General features: G+C 66.0%; 2 protein-coding genes. Both read right to left on the bottom strand.

All coding sequences use genetic code 11. The annotated features are described in order from the left end of the window. Nucleotides 1-46 precede the first annotated feature (46 nt). Entirely contained in the window at nt 47-18238 is an 18192-nt protein-coding gene (locus JVH1_RS09060; protein ID WP_043781626.1) for a non-ribosomal peptide synthetase, read from the bottom strand. Nucleotides 18239-18445: 207 nt separating this feature from the next. Further along, entirely contained in the window at nt 18446-20395 is a 1950-nt protein-coding gene (locus tag JVH1_RS09065) for a prolyl oligopeptidase family serine peptidase (RefSeq protein WP_043781625.1), read from the bottom strand. Nucleotides 20396-20398 lie beyond the last annotated feature (3 nt).

A 20398-nucleotide genomic window follows, 5' to 3' on the forward strand; every position in this document is an offset into this window, starting at 1 on the left:
CGCCCGGTTCCCGCGCGTCGACGACCGCAACTGACCGGTTCACCCATCATGTTGATTGCTCTCCCAGTGCCTCGTTCAAGATCGGGCCGACGACGGCGAGAGCGTCCGGTGACGTCATCTGCCAATGCGTGACTGCCACGGCATGGTTGTGCACCACCCCCGTGACCGCGTTCTCCCATCCGCGGGCCGCCCTCGCGCCGGTGGCATCGTCGGCCGCCGCGGTGAAGAACACAATGTCTCCGTCGAAGCATGCAGGCCGGTATTCCGACATCAACCTCGAGTTACGGTCCGCCGCCGACACCAGCCGCCCCACGACCTTCACGGCTTGCTCTACGGAGTGCCCGGACATTTCGGCCAGCGCGACAGCGACACCACCGAGGCTCGGGTCGGAGATGCGCTCGACTGCTGTCTCTTCGAGACCGAACCCACCCAGCAACTCACTCACCGAGACATCCGTGGGCGACCCTTCCTCGACCGCCGTCGCGCCTGCGAAGCTGTCCATCATGGCCAGCAATTCCACACCCTCGCCGGCTGCCTGAATCCGGATCGCCATCGCATGCGCGATGACACCGCCGAGTGACCAGCCGAGCAGTCGGTACGGACCGGATGGTCGGATACGGCGGATCTCACGGATGTAACGGTCCGCAAGTTCATCGAGAGACTCCGGAAGATAGCTGTCCTCGAGAATCGACGGACTCTGGATCCCGTAGATCGGCAGATCAGAGTCGATGTACTGACGTAGACCCGAGTAGCACCACGACAGTCCGACGATGGGATGGATACAAAACAGCGGCGCTCCCGCTTCACCGTCCGCTCGGATCCGAAGCAGCGGCCCGAACCCTTCCTCCACCGGACCCGTGGCTCCGTTCTCGATCCGAGCGGCCAATGCTTCGACGGCGGGATCCGTGAACAGCCACTGCAACGGAACTGCCGCACTCAGGTCTTGCTTCAATCGGGCGACGACCCTGGGCGCGACCAGGGAATTGCCGCCCAACGCGAAGAAGTCGTCATCCAGCCCCACCTGTTCGACACCGAGAATGTCGGTGAAGGCCGAGGCAACGATTCGCTCGACGCGCGTCGTCGGCCCCCGGAACTCCCGCTTCGTGAACTCCGGGGCCGGCAATGCGTTCCGATCAAACTTGCCACTCGCGGTCAGAGGCAATTGGTCGAGCACCATCAGCACATCCGGCACCATGTACTGGGGCAGCGACCTGCCGGCCGTGGCACGGACCGATTCCACGTCGACCAACCGACCCCCTTCGGGGACCACGTACCCGACCAGCTGCTGACCGAAGTCGCCGTCGTGGACGATCACAACGGCCTGCGCGATCGTCTGCTGCGCCACCAGCGCGGTCTCGATCTCGCCAAGCTCGATACGCAGCCCGCGCACCTTCACCTGAGAGTCCAACCGACCCAGATACATCAGCTGTCCGCGTGGATTCCACTTGACCACGTCCCCCGTGCGATAGAGACGCGTCCCTGCTGCCCCGAACGGATCGGCCACGAATCGCTCCGCCGTCAGCCCCTGGCGGCGATGATAGCCGCGGGACAGCTGCACTCCTGCCAGATACAGCTCTCCTTCGACCCCGACGGGCACCGGGTGGAGACGTCGATCCAAGACCAGTGCGGTGGTGTTCCACACAGGTTCACCAATCGGTACTGATTCCCGCTCGAGTCCGTCGCATCGGTGGGACGTCGCAGTGACCGCATATTCGGTGGGACCGTACTTGTTGTCGAGACGAGCCTTCGACCGCGACGCACATCGCCCAGACAACTCCACCGGCAATTCTTCCCCACCGGCAAAAACACACCGCAACGAATCCGGTAGAAACGCCTCCGGATCGGCCAGGAGCGTCGCCAGCATCGACGGTACGAACGCGGCCACGGTAACACCGGAGTCTTGCATCAGTGACAGCAAATAGTCCGGATCCCGATGCCCGTCTGGACGCGCGACGATCATCCGGGCACCGACGGCCAGCGGAACCAGCAATTCCCACATCGACACGTCGAACGTCACCGGCGTCTTCTGCACCACGACATCCGAGTCGCCGAGCTCGTATTCGGCTGCCAACCAAGACATTTGGTTGACAATCGCGCGGTGGCTGACCGAAACCCCTTTGGGTCGTCCGGTCGATCCCGATGTAAAGATTACGTACGCCAGATTTTCCGGCCGTGCGGACGTCACGACTTCGGACTCCCCAACCGGCTCGGACGAATACACCGACAAATCCAGGGCGTCAATGTTCAGCACTCGATTCCGGGACGTGTCGAATCCGTCTCGGGCGGTGGACAGGACGCACACGGGTCCTGTGGTTTCCAGGATGTAGTCGTTGCGTGCCGGGGGTTGATCAGGGTCCAACGGCACGAATGCAGCACCCGTTCGGAGCACCGCGTAGATTCCCGTCACCAACTCCAGCGACCGGCGCATCCCCAATGCCACCAACGACTCCGGTCCCACACCCTCGTCGATCAATCTACGGGCCAATCGGTTCACCCGAGCAGAGAACTCGGCATAGGACAGCGACTCGTTGTCGTACACGATTGCCACTGCGTCCGGTGTTCGGGCCACCTGCGCATCGAATCCGTCGAGCAGCAATCCATCCGGGACGTCGTGTCCTGTGATGTTCCACTCGCGCAGCATCTGACGCCGCTCGTTCTCTTCGACGATCGAGACGTCGCCCACCGGAATCATCGGATCATCCACCACCACTTCGAGAATTCGTACGAACCGCCGCGCGATCTCGCGCACAGTCGCGCCGTCGAATACATCCGTCGCGTAGGACAGCCTTCCCACGAATCCACCCCCGCCGTCTGCCGACTCACCCACAGTCATCGACAGGTCGAACTGCACCGCTTGCCGATCGACCTCCACCGGCGAGACCGTCAATCCCGGAAGCTCTACCGTCGGCCGATTGAAATTCTGAAACGCCAACATCACCTGGAACAACGGAGAGAACGACTGAGAACGAATCGGATTCAGCTTTTCCACCAATCGCTCGAACGGAACGTCCGCCCGAGAGAACGCCTCGAGATCGACATCGCGCATCCGCCCCAGTAGCTCCGCGAACGATTCGTCCGGCTCGTATTGAGCCCGCAACACCAACGTATTGACGAACATGCCCACCAGATCGTCCAACGCCGCATCACCACGGCCCGCGATCGGCGACCCGATCGCGATATCGGTCGCCCCACTCAGCCGCGCCAAGAGCACCGCTAACGCCGCATGCACCACCATGAACGGCGTCGCACCCGCCTCTCGCGCCAGCGACACGAGACGCGCCACCGTTGCCGCCGGCACGGTGAAGTCCACGCTGGAACCGAGGCCCGACCGCACCGGCGGGCGTGGCCTGTCGGTAGGTAACGCCAGCGCATCCGGCAGCCCCGACAACGCATCCAACCAGTACGCGATCTGCTGCGACATCAACGATCCCGGATCGTCCTCCGAACCCAGCACCTCTCGCTGCCACAACGCGTAATCCGCATACTGCACCGGCAACGGCGTCCAGGACGGCTCATGCCCTGCGTGCCGGGAGGCATATGCCACCAACACGTCTCGGCCCATCGGTCCGGTCGAGAAACCGTCCGCGCAGATATGGTGAACCACCACCGCCAAGATGTGCTCGGACTTCGACACCCGGTACAGCGCCCCGCGCACCGGCACCGATTCCGTGACCTCGAAGCCCGCCGTGAGCAATGCAGCCACCCGCATCCGCAGCTCTTCCTCGTCCGCGACCGGAATCGGCGTCAGGTCCATCGACACTCCCGACGCATGCACGATGCGCTGTGCCGGCCCCAGGTCCGAGTCCGGGAACACCGTCCGCAAGGCCTCGTGCCGAGCGAACACGTCGAGCACCGAAGCCTGTATCGCTGCCACATCCAATTCACCGGACAGGCGGACCACAAGCGGAATGTTGTATGCCGCCGACTCCGGGTCGAACTGGTTGAGGAACCACATCCGCTGCTGCGCCAACGACAACGGAATCCGGGCCGGCCGCACCCGACGGGTCAACGCCGGCCGCCCACCTTCACCGGCATGCTGCTCGGCCCGCACCGCCAGCGCCGCCACCGTCGACGCCTCGAAGATCACCCGAACCGGCACACGGGTGTCCAACGCCGCACCCAACCGGGACACCACCTGCGTTGCAACCAACGAATTACCGCCCAACGCAAAGAAATCGTCATCCAGACCGACCCGCTCGAGCCCCAGCACCTCCGCGAAAATACCCGCCACGACCTCCTCGACCGGCGTAGTCGGCGCCCGAAACCCCCGAACGACGAACGACGGCGCGGGCAACGCCCGTCGGTCGAGCTTCCCACTGGGATTCAACGGCAAAGCGTCGAGCACGACCAGCACGTCAGGCACCATGTAGTTCGGCAGCGATGTGCTCACCACCTCGCGTGTCGCCTCGACGTCGACGGTCCGCCCGCGGGACGGCAGCACATACCCGACCAATTGCTGACCGAATTCACCGTCGCGCACGACCACCACGGCCTGGTCCACCGACTCGTCTGCCGTCAGCACGGTCTCGATCTCCCCGAGTTCGATCCGCAGACCACGTAGCTTCACCTGGAAATCGGTGCGGCCCAGGTATTCGAGGTCACCATTCGAATTCCACCGCACCAGATCACCCGTGCGGTACAGCCGCTCACCGGAGTCGGCGAAGGGATGGGCGACGAAACGTTCTGCCGTCAGCGCCCCGCGGGCGTGGTAGCCGCGGGCGAGCTGGATTCCGGCGAGATACAACTCCCCCGGCACGCCGACGGGCACGCGGTGTAACCGGCGGTCCAGCACGAACGTGCGAGTGTTCCGTATCGGTCTCCCGATCGGTATCGGACCCGACGCGCCCGCCAGGCAGCGATGCACGGTCGAGGTCACAGTCGCTTCCGTCGGACCGTAGGTATTGTCCAGCACTGCCTCGGTGCGCGCGGCGAACCGAGCAGCCAACTCCGAGGGCAACGCTTCTCCGCCGACCGAGACATACCGCAGCGACCGCGGCAGCGCGAGCGACGACTCCGCGAGGAACAACGCGAGCATCGACGGCACGAATTCCAAGATCGTGACGTGCCACCGGTCCGATATCCGCATCAGGTACTCGGGATCACGATGTCCTCCAGGCGCGGCAATCACCAATCGAGCACCGACCTGTAGTGGATAGAACAACTCCCACACCGACGCGTCGAACGTAATGGGCGTCTTGTGCAACACAGTGTCGCGATCGCCGAGCGCGTAGCGGCTACGCATCCACGCAATCTGGTTGACCACCGAGCGGTGGCTGACCGCGACGCCTTTCGGTCGCCCGGTGGATCCGGACGTGAAGACCGCGTAGGCGAGATTCTCGGGCCGCAGCGGAGCCAGCCTGGACGCGTCGGTCACCGCCTCCGCGTCGAAGACCGACAGGTCCAGCACGTCGACTTCGACGGCGTCCACCGCCGCCGGCAGGTCGTCGCGGTCCCTGGACGTGGTCAGCACCACAACAGGTTTCGCGGTCGCAATCACGTACTCGGTGCGGTGTGCAGGTTGCTCCGGATCCAGCGGCAGGTACCCGGCACCGGCTTTGAGCACAGCGTAAATGCTCACCATCATCTCGAGGGAGCGACTCATGCCCAGCCCCACCAGCGACTCCGGTCCTACCTCTCGTGAGATCAAGTATCGGGCCAGCCGATTCGCGCGAGAATCGAACTCGGCGTATGTCAACGACTGTTCCTCGAACACCACCGCCACCGCATCCGGCGTCCGGCGTACCTGCTCGTCGAAGAGCTGCACCAGGGTCCCGCCCTCGACAACCACGGCTGTGGCATTCCATCGATCCATCGCCGCACGCTCGTCGACGCTTCGCAACTCGATCTCGCCGACCGGTATCGTCACATCGCGTGTGACCGCCTCGAGGATGGTGACGAGTTGGGTCGCGAATCGGGCGACCGTCGATTGCTGGAACAGGTCGAGCGCATAGACGATTGATCCCTCGATTCCGGTCCGATGCCCCTCGGAATCCGAGGTGTCGGTGAAATGGAGCTCCAGATCGAGTTTCGCACCGACGATGTCCGTTTCCAGCGGGGCGATTTCCAGGCCCGGCAGAGTCACCCTGGACCGGACGAAATTGTGAACCACCAGCAGTACCTGGAACAGCGCTGAATGGGCCGTGGAGCGACTGGGATTGAGGACTTCCACCAGGCGTTCCAGCGGAACGTCGGGGTTGCCGAATGCGGCGAGGTCGACTTCCCGGACATCGGCCAGAATATCGGCGAACGACATTGCGGGGTCGACGCGGCTGCGCAGCACCAGCGTGTTTCCGAACATGCCGATGAGGTCGTCGAGTGCCGGGTCGCCGCGTCCGGCTATCTGTGTGCCGATGGGGATGTCCTCAGTTCCGCTCAGGCGGGCCATCAGCACCGCCAGCGACGCGTGGACGACCATGAAGAAGGTCGAGTTATATTCTTGTGCAAGGTATTCGATACGCTCGGCCAGATTCGAACTCAGGGTGAAGCCGACCTTGGCGCCGCGCGGTGATTGTACTGCCGGACGCGGATGATCCGTCGGCAGCTCCACCATCTCCGGCAGATCTGCCAGTACCTCGGTCCAATACCGCAGTTGTTCCGAGATCACTGACGTCGGATCGTCCTCCGCGCCGAGAATCTCCCGCTGCCACAGGGTGTAGTCCACGTATTGCACCTCGAGCGGCGACCAGCCGGGCTCATGTCCCTCACGCCGCGCGGCGTACGCCACCACGATGTCGCGCGACATCGGCGCTGCGGAGCCGCCGTCGCTGGAAATGTGATGCACTACCATCGCCAGCACGAACTCGTGGTCGCCGAGCTGGAATAGCTTCACGCGCAACGGGACTTCCCGGGCCACGTCGAACCCGCACACGACGAAGTCGAACACGAGGGCATGGACCTCCTCCGGAGCGACCCGCTCCGGCGTCAAAGTCAGCGCGAGCGCCGATGTGGGGACGATTACCTGCGAGGGTCCGTGGTCCGAGTCCGGGAACATCGTGCGCAACGCTTCGTGCCGGTCGATCACGTCGACCAGCGCGGTCTGCAGCAATTCGATGTTCAGATCACCGGACAGCCGAATTGCCAGAGGAATGTTGAAGGCCGCCGACTCCGGATCGAACTGGTTGAAGAACCACATCCGCTGCTGCGCCAACGACAACGGAATCCGCGCCGGCCGCACCCGCCGCGTCAACGCCGGCCGCCCACCTTCACCGGCATGCTGCTCGGCCCGCACCGCCAGCGCCGCCACCGTCGACGCCTCGAAGATCACCCGAACCGGCACACGCGTGTCCAACGCCGCACCCAACCGGGACACCACCTGCGTCGCAACCAACGAATTACCGCCCAACGCAAAGAAATCGTCATCCAGACCGACCCGCTCGAGCCCCAGCACCTCCGCGAAAATACCCGCCACGACCTCCTCGACCGGCGTAGTCGGCGCCCGAAACTCCCGAACGACGAACGACGGCGCGGGCAACGCCCGTCGGTCGAGCTTCCCACTGGGATTCAACGGCAACGCGTCGACGACCATCACCTGCGACGGCACCATGTAGTTCGGCAGCGTCTCACCCACCCTGATGCGCAGCGCCTCCGGGTCCAGGGCCGCCTTGGAATCGGCCACTACGTATCCCACCAGTTGTTCACCGGTGTGGGGATCGTGGCGCAAGACCACGACGGTCTGCGCGACTCCTTCGCACCTGCTCAGCGCTGCCTCGATCTCGCCGAGTTCGATCCGCAGACCTCGCAATTGCACCTGTGAGTCGATTCGCCCGACGAAGTCCAGTCGCCCGTCTCTCGTCCACCGCACCAGATCGCCCGTGCGGTACATCCGTTCGCCGGAACCCCCGAACGGATTGGCCACGAATCGAGCTGCCGTGAGTGCACCGCGGGCATGGTAGCCGCGGGCGAGCCCACGGCCCGACAGATACAGCTCGCCGATCACGCCGACCGGAGAGGGATGCAGCCTCGCGTCGAGGACAACCGCTCCGGCGCCCTCGATCGGGGTGCCGATCGTAATTCGTTCCTCCGGGACGAGCGCCTCGGTCATGGAGATGATGATGGTGGTCTCTGTGGGACCGTAACTGTTGTAGAAACGACAGAAGGGTGCGAACTTCGCGACCAACTCCGGTGGGCAGACGTCTCCGCCGACGACAACGGCCTGGAGTTCGTCGAGCCCGCCCGGGTCGACGATCCCCAGGGCCGCCGGGGCCGTGATGATGTGGGTGACCCGTTCGACGCGCAGCAACTCCGCGAGCTCGCTGCCACCGATGATCTCGGGTGGGGCGACCACCAGGGTGGCTCCGGCACTGAACCCCGCGATCATCTCGAACACCGACGCGTCGAAGCTCGACGACGAGAGCCTCAGCACCCGGGAGTTGCCGGTCAAGTTCAGTTCGAGGCGGGCGTCCGCACAGAACGACGCCAGCCCGGCATGGGCTACGACAACTCCCTTCGGAACCCCGGTCGAACCCGACGTGTAGATCATGTAGGCCGCATTGGTCCATGTCACCGGCGCACGCCGCTCGGCGTCGGTGATCTCTGCCGACGAAAACCCGTCGCACAGTTCCTGCACTTCGCCCGCGGTGGGTACGAGCCAGGCAACCTTCCCCGGGAGTGACGTGGTTTCGGCACTGGTAAGACCGATGACGGCCCCGGAATCGACCAACATGTGCTCGATCCGCTCGACCGGCAGTTTCGGATCGACCGGCACGAACCCGCCACCCGTCTTCACGACCGCCCACACCGAAACCACTGATTCGATGGATCGAGCGAAGGACAACGCGACAAATGTCTCGGGACCGACACCCCGCGAGATCAACAATCGGGCCAGTCGGTTCGATCGGGAGTCGAGGTCCGGATACGACATCTCCACGCCACCGCAGGTCAACGCAACACCCAATGGGTTCGACGCGACGCCGGCCGCCAGAATCTCCGGCAACGTCCGTGCCGGCACAGGCAGTGGCACCGGGGCCGCACCCGCGAGCACCCGTTGCCGCTCGGCCGGACCCAGCACGTCGATGTCGCCCACCGGGACGGATGGATTCTCGACGACCGCCTCGAGCACCCGCAAAAACCCTTCTGCGATGCCGCGCACCGTCGAAGCATCGAAGATGTCAGTCGTGTACGACAGCCTCCCCCCATACCCGCCCCCGCCCTCCTCACTCAGCGTCATCGAGAGGTCGAACTGCGCAGCCTCCCACTCGACCGCCACCGGTGACACCGTCAACCCCGGAAGCTCCACCCTCGACGGCGCGAAATTCTGGAACGCCAACATCACCTGAAACAACGGCGAGAACGACTGCGACCGTACTGGATTCAGCTTCTCCACCAACCGCTCGAACGGAACATCAGGCCTGCCGAACGCCTCGAGGTCCGAATCGCGTACCCGCCCCACCAGCTCCGCGAACGACCGACTCGGCTCACAATCGGCCCGCAGCACCAACGTATTGACAAACATGCCCACCAGATCGTCCAACGCCGCATCACCACGGCCCGCGACAGGCGACCCGATCGCGATGTCGGTCGACCCACTCAACTTCGCCAACAGCACCGCCAACGCCGCATGCACAACCATGAACGGTGTCGCGCCATGCCCACGGGCCAGCGACGCGAGACACACCACTGTTGCCGCCGGCACCGCGAAATCGACACTCGCGCCCGCCCCCGACCGCACCGCCGGACGTGGCCGGTCGAGCGGCAGAGCCAGCACATCCGGCAGACCCGCGAGCGCATCCGCCCAGTGCTCGAGCTCCTGCGACATCAGCGACGTGGGATCGTCCTCCGAGCCGAGAACGTCACGTTGCCACAGGGCGTAATCCGCATACTGCACTGGCAGCGGGGTCCACGACGGCGCGTCGCCGGCTGTGCGCGTGGAGTACGCGTGCACCAGATCGCGGGCAAGAACCTGGATCGACCAACCGTCGATGCTGATGTGGTGCACCACCATCACCAACACGTGTTCGTCAGGAGCCTCGCACCGCACCAATGTCAGAGCGATCGGGATTTGCGTGGTCACGTCGAATCCGCGTGTCACTGCCGCTCGGATCCGTGCATCCAGAGCAGCGGCCGGGACAACGTCGGGCACAACGTCGATCAGATCGCCGGTCGCGGCGTGGTCGGCCGGCAGCACCAGCTGATACGGGCCGTCAGGGGATTGGGGAAACATCGTCCGCAGCGATTCGTGCCGATCGAGGATGTCCGCGGCGGCCCGGCGGAGTGCGTCGACGTCGAGGGAGCCGGACAGCCGCAGTGCCGCCGCCACGTTGTAGGCACTCGACGTGGGATCGAACTGATTGAAGAACCACATTCGGGTCTGAGCCAAGGACAGGGGAAGCCTGCCCGGCCTCGGGCCGGACACGAGCGTGGGGCGCGGTCCCGCACCGGCGTGCGTCCGGTCGACGACGGTGGCCAGAACCCCGACGGTGGGCGCCTCGAACAGCGAGCGCACGTTCAACCCGGTGCCGAGCTCAGCGTTGATCCGGGCTACCACACGGGTCGCGATGAGGGAGTTGCCCCCGAGATCGAAGAAATTGTCCGACATACCGATCCGCGAAGCACCGAGTACGTCCGCGAGAATCTCCGCGAGGACGTATTCGGTCGGGGTGCCGGGCGGGACGAACTGCGTCGAACTCGCGAATTCCGGGACCGGCAGTGCCTTGCGGTCGAGTTTGCCGTTCGCAGTCAACGGCAGTTCCGCGAGCACGATCAGCGCCGACGGCACCATGTAGCGGGGAAGCTCCGTTGCGGCCGCGTCGAGTAGCGCCCGCTCGTCTGGGGACCTCCCGGGCGCAGGCACCACGTATCCGGCGAGGTAGTCGCCGGTGGACCCGTCGTTGCGGGCCAGTGCCACCGCCTGTGCAACATCGCCGTGCCGGAGCAGCGCCGACTCGATCTCACCGAGTTCGATGCGCTGGCCGCGAAGCTTGACCTGGAAGTCCGTGCGGCCCAAGTATTCGAGCTGCCCGGTCGGCAGCCACCGAACAAGGTCACCGGTGCGGTACAGCCGACTGCCGACTCGCAGGGTTCCCGCGGCCGCGAGGGGGTTCGCGACGAACCTGTCCGCCGTCAGATCGGACCGGGCCTGGTATCCGCGCGCGAGCTGGACACCGCCGAGATACAACTCCCCCGCTACCCCGACGGGGACGGGACGCAGGCGTCCGTCGAGCACATACGTATGGGTGTTCCAGACCGGTGCTCCGATCGGCACGGTGGTCTCGTCCGGCCCGGTCTCGTAGGAGGTCACGTCGACCGATGCCTCGGTGGGACCGTACAGGTTGTGCAGCTCCGCCCCGCTCACCCGGTGCAGATACGCCGCCGTCACAGGCGGCAGCGCCTCACCACTGGTGAACACCCGGCGCAGCGAATTGCACCCATCGACATGCGCTCCGGCCAGGAATGCCGCGAGCATCGACGGCACGAAATGCACCGTGGTCACAGACTCTGCGCGGATGACCCGCTCGAGATAGGCGGGGTCCCGGTGCCCGTCCGGCTCGGCGATCACCAGTCGCGCGCCGGTCTGCAACGGCCAGAACAACTCCCACACCGACACGTCGAACGTCACGGGGGTCTTCTGGAGAACCACGTCGTCGTCGCTCAGCGGGTACCGATGCTGCATCCACAGTAGCCGGTTGACGATGCCCTCGTGCGGCACTGCCACACCCTTGGGTCGGCCTGTGGAGCCGGAGGTGAAGATGACATACGCAGGGTTTCGGGTATGCAACGGCCCCAACCGGTCCCGGTCCCGGACGGGGTCATCGGACAGCGCCGAGACATCGAGGGTGTCGAGGTCGACGGCCGGAACCTCGGCGGGCAGCGCGACGCGATCGGCGGTCATGGTGAGAACGACGATTGGACCGGCGGTTGCCACTACGTACGCGATCCGCTCGGCCGGCTGGTCCGGGTCTATCGGGACGTACGCGCCGCCGGCCTTGATCACGGCGTAGATTCCCACCAGCAGATCCACCGAGCGTCGCACCGCTACACCCACGAGCGATTCGGGCCCCACACCGCCGCTGATCAGGAACCGCGCCAGCTGATTCGCGCGGGCGTCGAACTCTGCGTACGTCACCACCGTCCCCTCGAACACGACGGCTGGGGCGTTCGGCGTGTGTGCCACCTGCGCGTCGAACAGCTCGGCGAGGGTGAGGCGCGGCACCTGGTGTTCCGTTGCATTCCAGGTGTCGACCACCAGCTCCCGTTCCGTCGGAACGAAAAGGTCGACGTCGCCGACCGGTGTGCCCGCATCGCGCGCGATGGTCTCGAGAATCCCGATCACGCGCGCCGCCAGTGTCGTGACGGTAGCGCGATCGAAAATTCCGTGCTGATAACGCAGGCTCAGCCGCAGTTGAGGTTCGAGGATCGACAGCAGGGTGATCGGATAGTGCGTGGCGTCACGCGCATCGAGAGCGGTCACTCGCATCCCCGCGATGTCGGTGTGCTCGTCGAATCCGGACTTGTCGACGGGGTACGACTCGAACACCGACAACGTGTCGAACAGGTTGCCCAGACCCATGCGTGCCTGGATGTCACCGAGCCCGAGGTAATGGTGATCGAGCAGGGAAACTTGCTCACCCTGGAGGCGGGTGAGCAGCTGCGCACACGTCTCGTCCGGGTCGATCCGCACTCGCACGGGCACGGTGTTGATGAAAAGTCCCAGCATGCTCTCGACACCGGACAGCTGCGGCGGCCGACCCGACACGGTGGCACCGAACACCACGTCGCGACGGGAGAGCAACCGGGACAGCAGTATTCCCCACGCCGCCTGGACGACGGTGTTCATGGTGACTCCGTGGCGCGTCACCACCGTGTCGAGCGCATCGATCAGGGCCGCGGGCAACGCGATGTCGACCTCAGCCGGCACGCCGTATTGTTTCGAGGACGCGTGCGGCGCCAGCAGTGTCGGACCGTCGAGCCCCGCCAGCGCACGTTCCCAGGCGCGGAAGGACGCGTCCCGGTCGAGTGTCGCCACCCATTCCAAGTACGTGCTGTACGGCCGCGGCTCCGGGAGGGCGGGAGCGTCGTCCGCGGCATAGCGAACCAGCAGCTCGCGCACCAGCAGTGGCATCGACCATCCGTCGAGGATGATGTGATGGTTCGTCAGTGCCAGCACGTGACGCTCTGGTGCGGTGCGGATCAACAGCAGTCGCAGCAGCGGAGGACGGGTGAGGTCGAATCGGGCGACACGGTCGTCGTCGAGGAGACGCTCGAGTTCCTCTCCGGTGGCCGTCCCGTACCCGGTCAGATCCACGTCACGCCACGGCACGTCCACGGTGTCGACAACCAACTGCGCCGGGATACCGTGGTCGTCGTACACGAAGGCGGCACGCAGATTGGCGTGGTGTGCGAGCACGCCTGCGGCGGCACGGCGCAACCGCGCGGAGTCGACCGCGCCCGCGAGTTCGATGCGCAGTTGCGCGGTGTAGATGTCCAGCGAATCGGCGGCCAGCGTCGAGTGGAACAGCAGACCGGACTGCAACGGGGACAGCGACCAGATCTCTCGTAGCCCCGGGTACAAGCGCTCCCAATGCTCGATCCGACTCTGGCTCACCGTGACCAGCTGGCAATCGGACGGTGTCAGACCACCCGCGACGGACTGAACCGTGTGCGCGGCAAGACCATCGAGGGCGCTTCGCCACAGATCCGCGAGGGCGGCGACGTCGGAGTCGCGGATCACCCCGGTCGGATACGCGAACGATGCCGTCAACCGGGGTCCCTCGGGGCTGTCGACCACCATCGCGTTGATGTCGATCACCGCAGCCACGGCCATGCCGGATCCGCTCGCTCTGATCAGGTCCGGTGCCTCGGGGTCCGGCAGCCAGCCGAGATCCTGCAAGTCGCCGAGGTGTTGCACGCCCATGCGGCCCAGGTAGTTGAAACTGATCTGCGGCTCCGGAAGACCCCCGAGAATCGACCTCGCGCTCTCGTCGAGATGCCGAAGCAATCCAAATCCGACGCCACGGGCAGGCACCGCGACGAGCTGTTCCTTGACGGCCTTGATCACGACACCGGCAGCATGTCCACCCTCGAACGCCCCGCCGAGTTCGACGGCCGGCAGTTCGAGCCGGACCGGGAAGGCGCTGGTGAACCAACCGACGGTACGTGCAAGATCCGCGCCGGCCACCGCCTCCTCCTCACGCCCATGACCTTCCAACGTCAGTAACACCGAACGCTCGTCGATCCCGTGCGAGTGTCGCCACTGCACGACCGCCATCGCCAGCGCCGACAGGAGTCCGTCGTTGACGCCGCAGCCGAACACATCGGGAAGTCGAGCGAGCACCGCATCGGTCACTGCGGGACTCACATCGATATGTACCCGCTCAGTCGTGCGCATCGCGTCGATCGCGGGCGCGATCGGTCGTGTGCCGATCTGTGGGTCAGGACCGCTGAGAACCTCTCGCCAATAGGGTAATTCGTCTGTGTGCGCTCCTCGATCTGCCGCGTCCTGCAGCCCATACGCCCAGCGGCGGAACGACGTGCCCACCGGGGCCAGCGTCGGCGTCTGCCCCGCGCCCAGCTGCAGCCACGCCGTCGCGAGGTCCGGCAACAGCACACGCCACGACACACCGTCCACCACCAGGTGATGCGCGATAACCAGCAGTCGGCCTGGTGCGCCCGCAGATTCGGAGACACACCACACCAGCTGGAGCATGATCCCGTTTTCCGGGTCCAGGCGGGCCGCAGCCGCCGCACACTCGGCGCTCACCACGTCGGTGAACGCGCGGCTGCCGGGTGCCGCCGCCGTGACGATCCTCGAAATCCGATCGCCGGCCGGCACGCTACCGGCAGCCGTCGTTTCGAACGCCCAGGTACCGTCGTCGTCGGGGACGAACTTCGAACGCAGGGCATCATGGTGATCGAGCACCGCCGCAAGCGTCGCACTCAACCGATCCGGATCGACATCAGACGGCAAGGTCAGCAGCAGCGCCTGGAAGAAGTCGGCGAAGGGGCCCCGCTCGAGCATCGAGTACATGATCGGCGTCGGTGGGATACGCCCGACGCCGCCGCCCTCGAGCTCCTCGAGGACGACCGCCGATTCTGCCTCCACCGGCACCGCCACAGCGGCGATTCCGGCAATCGTCTTGTGCTCGAACACGGCCCGCGCACTGAAGCTGAGACCGAACTCCCTGGCTCGGGCGGCGATCTGCATCGCTACGATGCTGTCGCCGCCGAGCGCGAAGAGACTGTCGTCCACACTGACCCGGTCGAGGCCGAGTGCCTCGGCGACGAGACCCGAGAGCTGCTCCTCCGCCGGTGTCGACGCGGCGCGGAACTCGTGTTCAGTTGATCCGAAGTGTGGTTGCGGCAGTGCACTGCGGTCGAGTTTGCCGGCCGCCGTCACCGGCACGTGTTCGAGCCGCATTACCGCCGACGGGATCATGTGGGACGGCACGATTTCGGCGACGCCCTCGACAATCGCGACCGGATCGAATTCACGGCCGGTGTCGAGGCGCACGTACGAGACCAGCGCCGTCGTGCCGCCCGCCGTCCGATGAACCACCGTCGCCGCGAAGTTGACGCCGTCCTGGACGAGCAGTGCCGAGTCGATCTCGCCGAGTTCGATGCGGAAGCCACGGATCTTGACCTGGGTGTCGGACCGGCCGATGAACTCGAGCGTGTAGTGCCCCGCCTCGGTTCCCTGAGACGACCGCACCCAGCGCACCTCGTCACCGGTGCGGTAGAGCCGAGACCCCGGCTCACCGAAGGGGTTGGCCACGAATCGGTTCGCCGTCAGCCCGTGCCGATGGTGATAGCCGCGTGCGATTCCGGGGCCGGCGAGGTAGAGCTCACCCACCACCCCGGCGGGCACCACGCGGAGCTTGCGGTCGAGCACCACGACGCTCGTACCCTGGATCGGGCGGCCGATGGTAATCGGTTCGCCCGGCGTCAGCGGCTCACCTGCGGTGATGATGATGGTCGTCTCGGTCGGCCCGTAACTGTTGGTGAAGCGGCACACCTGCCCGAACCGCTCCACGAGGTCGGGGGTGCACACGTCACCGCCGACCACCACCGCCTCGAGATGTTCGAGCCCACGCGGGTCGACTGTGTTCATCACCGTGGGAGCCGTGATGATGTGGGTCACCTGCTGTTCGCTCAGCAGGTCGACGAGGTCGCTTCCACCGTGCACCTCGGGCGGGGCGACGACCATCGTGGCACCGGCGCTGAAGGCCTGGATCATCTCGAACACCGAGGCATCGAAGCTGGCCGACGAGAACCGCAGCATCCTCGATTCGTGGTGAATGCCGAGTTCCGGGCGGGCGCCGGCCGCGAAGTTCGACAGACCGCTGTGGGTGACGACGACCCCTTTCGGAAGCCCGGTCGATCCCGATGTGTAGATCATGTACGCGGGGTGGTGGGCCGACAGCGGGGCGCGGCGATCCGCGTCGCCGATCGCGGCCCTCCGCTGTCGGTCACGGTGTGCGCGCACCTCGTCGTCGTCGAGGACGAGCCAGTGAATTCCGTCGGGCAGTGTTGCACGCAGTTCGTGCAGTGTGAGCCCCACCAGTGCCCCCGAATCGGACAGCATGTGCGCGACTCGCTCGGGTGGGAGCTTCGGATCGACAGGCACGAAGGCGGCCCCGGTCTTGGCGACCGCCCAGAACGCGACGAGTGACTCCGCCGACCTGGGGAGACTCAGTACGACGAAGGTTTCCGGTCCGGCCCCCGATTCGATCAGTAGTCGGGCCAGTTGAGTGGATCGCTGGTCGAGCTCGTGGTAGGTGACCTCCCGTCCCGACGCCCGAATCGCGACTGCGTCCGGTGCGGCGGCAACGCCGTCGGCCAGCAAGTCGGGGAGAAGCCGCTCCGGCTCTGCCTGCGGACCGCGACATGGCACAAGATCCGCGCGTTCGTCGGCGTGCAGCACGTCGAGAGCGGCGATGCGGTCGGTGGCCGCTGACGCGAAGGCGGCGAAGAATTCGAGGAACCGGGCATGGTGACCGCGCAGCTCCTGTTCGGTGTACAAATTCGGGTTGGCCTCGAAGTCGACCTGCGCCACGTCGCCTGCGACACCGGGATAGATGTTCACTGCGAGGTCCTCCACCGGTCCGGTGGTCAGCACGTGGAGCCGGCCGATCGACGGACCGAGCCGAATCTCGTCGTGGAACATCATGATGTTGATCGACGGCCCGAAAAACCCCCGGCGACCACCCAGGACGCCCGCGTCCCGCCGTATGTCCTCGTGCCGGTACCTCTGGTGACGTAGTGCTCCGGTCAACTCCCGTTGCGTCCGTCTCATCAAGTCGACGGGGGTCGATTCGTCCCCGACCGAGAGTCGGATCGGAAGGACGTTGGCGATCATGCCGCCCGAGCGGCGCAGCCGGGCGGTGGTGCGTGCCGAGACCGGCAAGCTCAACACCACGTCGTCCTGGCCGGTCAGGCGGGCCAAGAATGCAGCGACGGCAGCCACCGCGGCTGTCGCGAACGTCGCCCCGGGTACCCGGCCGGTCAGACTCTGCAGTGCGGCTGTCGTGGCAGCGGACAGCGGTGCGCTGCTCACCAGCGACTGCCCGCCGATCTCGGCCGCCCGCCCGGCGAGGCTGATCGTCGGTGGAAGATTGCGACTGCGTTCGGCCCAGTACTTGCGGTCCGTCTCGAACCGGCTCGAGGTGCGGTAGCGCGCCTCTTCTTCGACGACCTCCCGCAGTCCACTGGCGGTGAATTCGGCCGGCGCGCGACCCTCGACCGCCGCGGTGTACAGCTCCGCGGCACGGTTCATGAACGTCATGGCGCCGAAGCCGTCGAGGGCGATGTGGTGAATTCGCGAGTACCAGAAGTAGCAGTCGTCGGCGACGCGCAACATTGCCGAACGGATCAGCCGATCATGGAGGAGATCAATCGGGTTGCTGCATTCGGCGCGCATCCACGCGAGAGCCGCAGCCCGCGGATCAGGGTCGGAACGGAAGTCGAGATGTGTCATCTCGAAGCCGAGCGACTCGTCGACCGTCTGGAGCGGCTCACCGTCCCACTCGACGATTCGGAGCAGTCCGGTACCGAGTTCCCGGAGTGCGGCGGGTCCGATCCGTGCGAGCAGGCCGATGTCGAGATCAGCGATATCGACCTCCACGTACTGAGCAATGACGATCGGAACGTCGCCCAGCAGGTGCTGGGCGAACCACATTCCACGCTGAGCGGCGGAGAGTGGGAACAGCTCGGACGGCCATACAGCCTTTACCATCACCGTGTCCGAAAGGACCGAAGTCGTATCGAAATCGTCCAGCGATGACACCCTCGGCCCTCGGCAATCCATATATCGACACTGAAGCGCGCCAAGGGGAACACCTATTTCACTCAGCTGCGGTTATCGACTCCTCTTTCCGACGCTACTCGCGGCCCAGCCGTCGACGCGATACCTCGCTCCGTTGATACCGCGCGGTCTCTAAATCTCGGCGATCAGAGAAGAGCACAACAAATGGTTTGTTTTGTGCATCACGCCGTTTGGATTCCGGGTGGACGGTCAGCCGTTGGGCGGCCGCCACAGTTCGAGTCGCGGAATGTCCGGTGGCTCGAATCCCAGTACCTGTCCGTAGAAAGACAATTCGGCGTTGCGGGAGCTGATCAGGGTGGCGAGCTTCCGGAATCCGTGCGACTCCCCCTCGTACTCGAGGTAGGCGTGCGGGATGCCCTTCTCCACGAGCGCATCCCGGAACCGTTCCGCCTGCGACGGCGGCACGATCGGATCGTCGAGCCCCTGCAGGAGCAGAACCGGGCAGTTCAGTCCGGCAACGTTGTTCAGCGGGGCACGCTCGGCGTAGAGGTCGGCCGCCTCGGGCAGCGGGCCGATCAGGCCGTCGATGTACCGGGACTCGAAATCGTGCGTCTCCTTCACGAACCCGTCGAGTTCGGCCACCCCGAAGTAGGACGCACCGCACGCGAACACGTCCGACGTGGTCAGCGCCGCGAGCACGGTCCACCCGCCGGCGGATCCGCCCTCGATCGCGAGCCGGCCGGGGTCCGCCATGCCCGCGTCGGCGAGGCCGGTCACCGCCGTCACCACGTCCTCGACGTCGACGACCCCCCACTGTCCCCGCAACCGGTTGCGGTACTCGCGCCCGTATCCCGTGGAACCGCCGTAGTTCACGTCGACGACGCCGATGCCGCGGCTGGTGAAGAACGCGAACACCGGATTCAGCGAAGGCGCGACCCGCGACGTCGGTCCGCCGTGCACGAACGCCACATACGGCGGCAACTCCCCGTCCTCGCCCCGGTACCGCGGGTGACGCGGCGGGTAGGCGATCACGTGGACTTCACGTTCGGCGCCCTGGAACGTCAGCTGCCGGGCCTCGGGGAGATATGCCGCCTCGGGAAGTTCGGTGACCGACAGCCGGACCGTGCGGATTGCGCCGGTGTCGAGGTCGAGTTCGCGCAGGCCCGACGGGGTCTGGGCGCCGCCGGTGAGCAGCAGGATCCGGTTGCCGTTGCGGTCCCCGAGGCCGACGCTGGTGAGCCCGTCCAGCGGGATGTCGACGAGCGAACCGGTCGCGGGATCGAGGACGGCGAGGGTGTCGGTTCCGAACGTCCGCACGGTCAGGAGCGTGCCGTCGTCGCGGCGGGTGTGCCAGCGGCCGCCGAGCATCCACAGCGCGCCGCCGAAGTCGGCGTCCATCGGGCACAACGCGACCGGGTCGGGATCGTCGATGCCGACGCGGTAGAGATTCCACCAGCCGCTGCGATCGCTGATCGTGTACAGCTCGGTGGGCCCGACCCATTCCGGTTGCAGCACCGATTCCTCGGGACCGCCGAGAAGTGTCCGCACCTTCCCGGTCACGCGGCCGCCCTCGACCGCCACGACCCTGAGCTCGGTGCCGTCCCACGGCATCTGCGGGTGATCCCATGCGATCCAGGCGAGGTGCCTGCGATCCGGGGACAGCCGCGGATTGGCCAGGAAATCGGAGCCGGCGACGACGGACCGCACCCGGTGTGGATCGTTCGCCGCCGACCCGTCCAGCGGAATCACGCAGATGTCGCGGGAGACGCCGCCGTCCGCGTCGTGCATCTCGCGGACGGCCCACACCTCGCCGTCGACCACCGACAGGTCGCCGTACCGCAGCGAGCACGGCTGCGGCGGTTCCGGTGTCAGCGGCACCGGGGTCCCGCCTTCGAGCAGGTACAGACGCTGATCGCTGAACTCGGCGAACACCAGGCGGCCGGCGTCGGTGACGGTCCAGGCGCCGCCGCCGTACTCGTGAACCCGGGTGCGGGCGTTCCACGGCGCGGGCAGGACGTCTTCCGGTTCGTCGTCCAGACCGAGGCGCCGCACCGCGACCCGCCCGCCTTCGCTGGGTCGCAGTTCCGACCACCACACGTCGTCGCCCACGTACCGGCCGCCCTCGACGGGGTGGCCGCTGGAGGCGAGATCCGCCGCCGCGATCGGAGAGGGCCAGGAACCGTAAGGCGCAGAGGTCATCCG

This window comes from Rhodococcus sp. JVH1 (genome assembly GCF_000280725.2).
GTDB classification, from domain to species: domain Bacteria; phylum Actinomycetota; class Actinomycetes; order Mycobacteriales; family Mycobacteriaceae; genus Rhodococcus_F; species Rhodococcus_F jostii_A.

Coding starts and splice junctions, on each gene's coding strand:
- JVH1_RS09060 (WP_043781626.1), bottom strand. CDS start 18,238: ATGGATTGCCGAGGGCCGAGGGTGTCATCGCTGGACGATTTCGATACG.
- JVH1_RS09065 (WP_043781625.1), bottom strand. CDS start 20,395: ATGACCTCTGCGCCTTACGGTTCCTGGCCCTCTCCGATCGCGGCGGCG.